The 6,114-nt window shown below is 39.0% G+C and carries 13 protein-coding genes; 6 read left to right on the forward strand and 7 right to left on the reverse strand.

Annotation, left to right across the window (positions count from 1 at the left end; translation table 11 throughout):
* Positions 1–106: 106 nt before the first annotated feature.
* The 5 genes from ACKLNX_RS00595 to ACKLNX_RS00615 form a co-directional block, all read right to left on the reverse strand.
* Entirely contained in the window at positions 107–412 is a 306-nt protein-coding gene (locus ACKLNX_RS00595) for a hypothetical protein (protein WP_412970848.1), read from the reverse strand.
* Positions 413–431: 19 nt separating this feature from the next.
* The gene (locus ACKLNX_RS00600; RefSeq protein WP_411695520.1) at positions 432–584 is read right to left on the reverse strand and encodes a hypothetical protein; all 153 of its coding nucleotides are present in this window, start codon (positions 582–584) and stop codon (positions 432–434) included.
* 308 nt (positions 585–892) lie between these two features.
* The gene (locus tag ACKLNX_RS00605; RefSeq protein ID WP_412970849.1) at positions 893–1,171 is read right to left on the reverse strand and encodes a hypothetical protein; all 279 of its coding nucleotides are present in this window, start codon (positions 1,169–1,171) and stop codon (positions 893–895) included.
* A gap of 129 nt (positions 1,172–1,300) precedes the next feature.
* The gene (locus tag ACKLNX_RS00610; protein ID WP_412970850.1) at positions 1,301–1,735 is read right to left on the reverse strand and encodes a hypothetical protein; all 435 of its coding nucleotides are present in this window, start codon (positions 1,733–1,735) and stop codon (positions 1,301–1,303) included.
* A 116-nt stretch (positions 1,736–1,851) separates the two neighbouring features.
* Complete coding sequence (locus ACKLNX_RS00615; protein ID WP_412970851.1) at positions 1,852–2,151, reverse strand: DUF2007 domain-containing protein; 300 nt, start codon at positions 2,149–2,151, stop codon at positions 1,852–1,854.
* Positions 2,152–2,570: 419 nt separating this feature from the next.
* Between ACKLNX_RS00615 and ACKLNX_RS00620 the strand changes: the two genes are divergently transcribed.
* Both ACKLNX_RS00620 and ACKLNX_RS00625 read left to right on the forward strand, forming a co-directional pair.
* On the forward strand, positions 2,571–2,792 hold the full coding sequence (locus ACKLNX_RS00620; protein ID WP_411695524.1) for a TA system antitoxin ParD family protein: 222 nt from the start codon (positions 2,571–2,573) through the stop codon (positions 2,790–2,792).
* On the forward strand, positions 2,785–3,075 hold the full coding sequence (locus ACKLNX_RS00625) for a type II toxin-antitoxin system RelE/ParE family toxin (RefSeq protein ID WP_412970852.1): 291 nt from the start codon (positions 2,785–2,787) through the stop codon (positions 3,073–3,075). The genes ACKLNX_RS00620 and ACKLNX_RS00625 overlap by 8 nt, the downstream gene beginning before the upstream one ends.
* A gap of 126 nt (positions 3,076–3,201) precedes the next feature.
* Here the strand turns inward: ACKLNX_RS00625 and ACKLNX_RS00630 are convergent, their stop codons facing one another.
* Positions 3,202–3,363, reverse strand: a complete 162-nt coding sequence (locus ACKLNX_RS00630) for a hypothetical protein (RefSeq protein WP_412970853.1) — start codon at positions 3,361–3,363, stop codon at positions 3,202–3,204.
* 419 nt (positions 3,364–3,782) lie between these two features.
* Between ACKLNX_RS00630 and ACKLNX_RS00635 the strand changes: the two genes are divergently transcribed.
* Both ACKLNX_RS00635 and ACKLNX_RS00640 read left to right on the forward strand, forming a co-directional pair.
* On the forward strand, positions 3,783–3,977 hold the full coding sequence (locus tag ACKLNX_RS00635) for a type II toxin-antitoxin system VapB family antitoxin (RefSeq protein ID WP_412970854.1): 195 nt from the start codon (positions 3,783–3,785) through the stop codon (positions 3,975–3,977).
* Positions 3,974–4,375, forward strand: coding sequence for a PIN domain nuclease (locus ACKLNX_RS00640; RefSeq protein ID WP_412970855.1), 402 nt, complete (start codon positions 3,974–3,976; stop codon positions 4,373–4,375). The genes ACKLNX_RS00635 and ACKLNX_RS00640 overlap by 4 nt, the downstream gene beginning before the upstream one ends.
* A gap of 93 nt (positions 4,376–4,468) precedes the next feature.
* On the opposite strand, the gene ACKLNX_RS00645 is transcribed toward ACKLNX_RS00640, so the two are convergent.
* Positions 4,469–4,954 carry an N-acetyltransferase family protein gene (locus ACKLNX_RS00645; RefSeq protein ID WP_412970856.1) on the reverse strand — a complete coding sequence of 162 codons (486 nt, stop codon included), beginning with the start codon at positions 4,952–4,954 and terminating at the stop codon, positions 4,469–4,471.
* A 381-nt stretch (positions 4,955–5,335) separates the two neighbouring features.
* Here ACKLNX_RS00645 and ACKLNX_RS00650 point away from each other — a divergent pair, with 381 nt between their 5' ends.
* Positions 5,336–5,584 (forward strand): type II toxin-antitoxin system Phd/YefM family antitoxin, encoded by a 249-nt coding sequence (locus ACKLNX_RS00650; protein ID WP_412970857.1) that lies wholly within the window; start codon positions 5,336–5,338, stop codon positions 5,582–5,584.
* Positions 5,574–5,867 (forward strand): type II toxin-antitoxin system RelE family toxin, encoded by a 294-nt coding sequence (locus ACKLNX_RS00655; protein WP_412970858.1) that lies wholly within the window; start codon positions 5,574–5,576, stop codon positions 5,865–5,867. Before ACKLNX_RS00650 ends, ACKLNX_RS00655 begins: the two co-directional genes overlap by 11 nt.
* Positions 5,868–6,114 lie beyond the last annotated feature (247 nt).

Consider the following 6,114-nt stretch of genomic DNA (forward strand, 5'->3'; position numbering starts at 1 on the left):
CTAAAACAACCCGCTGAAAGGGTATGTTTATGAGGAACTTTGAATAGCGAAGTACGCCTTAAGTTGCCCAGAGATTGATGGGAGTGAACTGATGCTCTTTTTAGGTTTACTGATATGCCGCAACTACAACATTGTCACTTTTATCTATCTCGATAATACATTGATTAGTGACAAAATAAAGCCTACTTTTAAATACAATATTTGAGCCATTTTCACTATTAGTTATTGTATAGTCTGACAGGTTAGCTGTTTCCAGTTGCCTAACGACACTTGATTTCTTTACACCAGCCGAGAAATTACCACATAGATAGAAGATTTCATCTTGCGCAATCTTCCAATAAACAACACCTGTAGAAATTAAAGCAATGGAAATTAATATGCCGATAAGTAGCTTTATGTTGAGTGAGTTCATCCTGATGCTTCCATCAGCATTAACTTGACTTAAAATCCTGATTTAGAACGTTGAGCTCCTTGAGTCTTGTTTCAAGTTTATCTATTTTGGACATTGATAAAACACCAAAAGCAAGGCCGGTTATACCCATTGACATACCTATAATTCCAAAAACAAAACCTAAATTTTCCATATCTTTAGCTCCTATTAAAATTACCTCAAACTTCTAAGTTAAAATTCATAATTTAGAATGTAAGCATTACCGCCCTTGAATTCGAATGTTACTCTCCAATTACGATTACGGATATTGACCAGATATTCGTTCGGTCACCTTGTTTAATCACTTAGGTAAAACAATACTTGTTTAGCGCTAAAACAACAACCGATGTTATCCAGCGAAGACCAAACAACGAATGCTCGCAAACCCAAAGTAGACTCTTTAAAACAGATGGGAGTGAGTCTTGAGAGAGCGAGCCTGCAGAGAACTTTGAGAAGAGACCTTTAAGCATCTTCTTCCTTTTTTATGGCCTCTAATTCTAGCTTTTTGACCTTGTGTCTATAATCCCTCAATTCTCCTATTAACGTAATTAAAAGCGACATATAGAACATAAATGCTACTAGTCCCATGGAAAAAGCTAATTGCGCTACTCCAGTTTCAAAGCCAAAGTAACACATTGCTGTAGATACTAATCCAAGCGTTAGGTCTTTTAGAATTGACTCCCAACCGAAAGCAACTTTTGAGTCGACAGGTCTAGCATAGTGATTTATTTTATATCCCATACCAACCTATCCACATAACACCCCGCATAAAGGGCAAGGTTACGGGTGCAGTTTTTGAACGTAGCGAAACCCGCCCGTAAAGTTGCCCCAGCGACTGAAGGGAGTGAACTGATGCGTTTGTATGGCATACTACCCTAAAACTTGAATTTGATCGGGCGAGCTGACGCGGATATGGGTTTGAAAATAGTATTTATCCGTTCGCCTGCCATTAGAAGTGAACCAAACTTTTATTTGCTTTGCCTCACCTCTAACCATTACTCGTTTATTGACTAAGTATTCTTGAGGTGTTGAACCAAATTCTGTTTTTAGGTAATCAGCAACATGCGGTGATAGCGCGATCGTAATGTTGCGACCATCTCGATAGTCTAGCTGCGTATTTAGATAAACATAATCACGCTGCTTACCCGCGGCCTGCACTTTAAATACAAACTCTCCATTAACTGATTTCGGCGCAACGTCTGCTGCCTTTTCGATTAGCCGCATTGCATCTGTATTGACCAACTCATTATTCGTGCTGGCACACCCCGATAGAAAAACAACTAATGCTAAATAAAAATATTTCATTTTAATTTCCTTATTGTAGACCTAACGCCTAATATTATAACTAGAAAATACGAAGCGATTGGGCGCAGCCCAGCGAGTAGTTTTCTGGTTGGTGTTTTTGTTATGTGAATCTGAGGTCACTCAGGAGCCTCATTACTGCATTTCCAACAAATATCGAATGAAACGTCGTTTTTTTCTTCGCAATTGGAGCACTGCCATTCTTGACCCGCTGGCGCACTTGTTAATGATGCTAATAAGTCATTTGCTTGTTGCAGGTCTTCATCGATGGTTATCCATAACTCCATTAATGCAAAATTAACGTGACCGCCTGTAGCAGCCTGTTCATTTTTTACAAAAGTAGATATGCCTTCGTTTTCTAGAATGTTCTTAGCGTGATTAACAAGTACAGCATTTTCGTTGGTATAAACCATTCTCATATTTCAATAACTCCTACAATGTTAAGATTCACATAACACCCCGCATAGAGGACAAGTTTATGGGTGCAGCTTTTGAGCGAAGCGAAATGCGCCCGTAAAGTTGCCCCGGCGACTGAAGGGAGTGAACTGATGCGATTGTTAGGACAGGTTGATTTAACTTGGTTTTGATAAAGCATTCCTTGTTTCCTTTCGTTATCCATTTAAGTAAAACAATACTCGTTTGAAGTTAATAGAGCAACTGAAGGTTAGTAGCGTGGACCAAACAGCCAATACGCGCGAACCCGAAATTAACTAATTAAAATCAGATGAGGGTGATTATTGAAAGAAAGAGCAATAGCATAACTCATGAAGAACTGTAGCGCATTGCACCAATTGATGCGGTACGCTACAATGCAGTCTCATTTTCAGAGGAAAGAGTTATGGCTACAGCAAGTGTGCGATTAGATGAAGATTTAGTGGAAAAAGCAGCAATTATGGGTAAAGCATTAAACAGGACAACACCCAAACAAATTGAGCACTGGGCTAAAATTGGAGAAATGATGGAAGACAATCCTGAGCTTCCCTACGAATTTGTTAGGCAAGCTATAATTTCAAAAGCTGAAAAAGAAGCTGGTAAGTTGGAGCCTTATAATTTTGGCTAAGATAACAACTATCCTACAAACACCCAGCTTTAAGAAAGCAGTAAAAAAACTGCATAAAAACCAAAAAATGGAATTAGATAACGCAGTTAAAAAGCTAATAGAAAACCCATTACTAGGGGAACAAAAAAAAGGCGACCTGATTTTTTTACGAGTTTATAAATTCAAAATGCTCAAACAACTCACTCTTCTTGGATATAGCTATGAAGATGGTACTGTCACATTAGAGCTTATAGCCTTAGACTCTCATGAAAACTTTTATCGCGATGTAAAGAAATCTCGCTAACAATAAAACTTAACGCCGTTTTAAGCGGCAAATTGCAGTTGGCTAAAACAAGTGAGGAACGAACAAAAAGTCAACTGTAATTTGTCCGACTTGAAAACCCTTGTTATAACTACATTTAGCCGATAGTTATTCCGATGAGCTACTTTTATTCGATTTATCTGAAGCTTCTAAAGATGCCTTAAAATCTTCAAACTCTATTTTCAATTTGGCGATATCGTTTTTTGCTGTCGTAGCATAAGATAAACCAGCTAAACCAAAAATAAATCCTATAATTCCCATAGCTTCCATATTGCTCTCCTAGTGAAGTAGTTATAACACCCCGCATAGAGGGCAAGTTTATGGGTGCAGCTCTTGAGCAACGCGACATGCGCCCGTAAGCTTGCCCCTGCGACCGAAGGGAGTGAACTGATGTGTTTGTTATAACTGGTTGGATTAATGCAATCTTGAATTAACAAACTTCACTCCTTTGATGTTGTTATTTGATACGTTGTTTGAATTTAAACAATACCCAACTTTGACTGAAACAACAACTGAATTATCCTGGCGAAGACCAAACAGCGAATGCGCGCGCACCCGAAAATAACTTGTTAAAAACAGATGAGAGTGACTCTTGAAAGAAAGAGCTTTAAATAACGCAAAATATGATTGTATTTATATAAGCAAATGTTAATGTGTATAAACTCAAAATATATACACACAGGTGGCGTATGAGAACAAATATAGTTATTGATGATGAACTTATGGCTGATGCTTTGAGAACTTCTGGATTGCAGACGAAAAGGGAAGCGGTGGAAGAGGGATTAAAAGCTCTCATTAGGTTAAAAAAGCAAACAAATATTAAAAGCCTTCGAGGCAAACTTCAGTGGGACGGGGACCTTGAAGAGATGAGAACATCTAAATGATTCTAGTCGACACAAGCGTCTGGATTGACTATTTTAAAGGTATTGAAACTCAAGAAACAAACTTTTTGGATCTTGCGTTAAGTCATGAGGATGTAGCTATCGGTGACTTGATACTACTTGAGATTCTCCAAGGATTCCAAAGCGATAAAGATTACCAGATAGCAAAACAAAGCCTCGCTGCTCTTTATCAATTCAATATGCTTACTACTGATCTTGCAATAAAAGCAGCTGAAAATTATCGAGTTTTGCGTAAGCAGGGCATTACTATCCGAAAATCAGCAGATGTAATTATCGCTACTTTTTGCATTGAGAAAAACATCCCACTGCTTTTTACAGATCGCGACTTCCTTCCGTTCACTCAGCACTTGGAGCTTCAGGTTGCATGCATTCAGACATAACACTAAGCAAACAGGTATAAATGCAGTGGTAACATTGCGAAGCACCGCTGCGTTTGCGTCCCAGTGAAAAAAGGGAGCGTGTTAAGCGCCTTGTTATTTTCGTAGCCATTTGTACATAACATAGCTATCCACAAACCCCAGTTGACCATGCTTATATGCCTTTGGCACAGTCCCTACGATACTAAAGCCTAGCTTTTCCCAAAGCGATATTGCTATTTTATTTGTTGAAACCACACTGTTAAATTGCATAGCATCAAACCCAAGGTCTAGTGCAATATTCTGAGAATGTTCGCAAAGCTGGCGAGCAATACCTTTACCTCTGGCTTCATTTGAGACCATATAGCCACAATTACAAATGTGACTGCTTGGTCCCATAGCGTTTTGCTTAAGATAATAAGTTCCTAAGACAGTATCATTTTCAACATACACGTAAGATTTTAAGGGGAGTTCGCACCAAAGTGAAAAGGCTTGTTCTAAATTCAGATCAGGATCGATTGCATAGGTTTCCTGAGCCTGAATTATATATAGAAACGTTGGCCAGAAAGACTCAAAGTCGAGTTTTGAGATTTCTTTGATCATAAACATCCTTAAAGAGCATAACTTTGAGCTAAGGGCCGGTAATGCCGTGCGACAATGCCGAAGGCGCGCGGCGCTAGTGTCCCAGCCAACGAAGGGAGTAAACTGATGCGATTGTTAGATAGCCCGAATTTATTACGATTTTGATACAACAATCCATGTCCCTCTGCGTTAACCATTTAAGTAAAAATATACTCGTTTGAGTCCCAAACAACAACTGATGTTAATCAGCGTGAACCAAACAATAAATGCTCGCGAACCCGAAAACAACTCATTAAAAACAGATGAGAGAGACTCTTGAAAGAATGAGCTTATACATAACTCTTGTGAACATGTTAATTTAACTCTAAAATGACCACTTTAAAGACCTAATTGGAGACCGATATGGCCGTCAGAGTTTTAGCCGATGTTGCTGCTAGCATATCTGAGCTTAAAGCAAATCCTATGAAAGTAGCCGGCAGTGCTTACGGTGAGCCCGTAGCAATTTTAAATAGAAATGAACCTGCATTCTATTGTGTACCCGCAGCCGTATATGAGGAGTTAATGGATAAGATTGAAGATTTAGAGCTGTTGCAAATAGTGTACGAACGCAAAGATGAAGAATCAATCGCGGTAAATATAGATGACTTATAAGCTTCAATTTAAAAAGTCTGCGCAAAAAGAGTGGAATAAGCTAGGCGCAACATTAAAAGATCAATTTAAAAAGAAGCTGATTGAAAGATTAAAAGTACCGCGCGTTGAAAGCGATCGCGTAATGGGCGGGGCAGATATATATAAAATTAAATTACGCCAATCTGGTTACCGATTAGTTTATCTAGTAAAGGATGACATAGTGGTCGTAGAAGTCATTGCTATCGGTAAACGGGACAGAAATCAGGCTTATAAAAACGCACTTAAGAGAATTGATAAAGACTAAAACCTAACACCCCGCATAGAGGGCAAGTTTATGGGTGCAGCTATTGAGCAACGCGAAATGCGCCCGTAAAGTTGTCCCAGCGACCGAAGGGAGTGAACTGATGCGATTGTTAGATAGCCGGAATTTACTACGATTTTGACCAAACATTCCATGTTCCTCTGCGTTAACCATTTAGGTAAAAATAACACTCGTTTGAACTCAAAACAACAACCGATGCTGACCAGCGAAGACCAAACAACGAATGCTC

Source organism: Glaciecola sp. MF2-115, assembly GCF_047250385.1.
Lineage (GTDB): Bacteria > Pseudomonadota > Gammaproteobacteria > Enterobacterales > Alteromonadaceae > Glaciecola.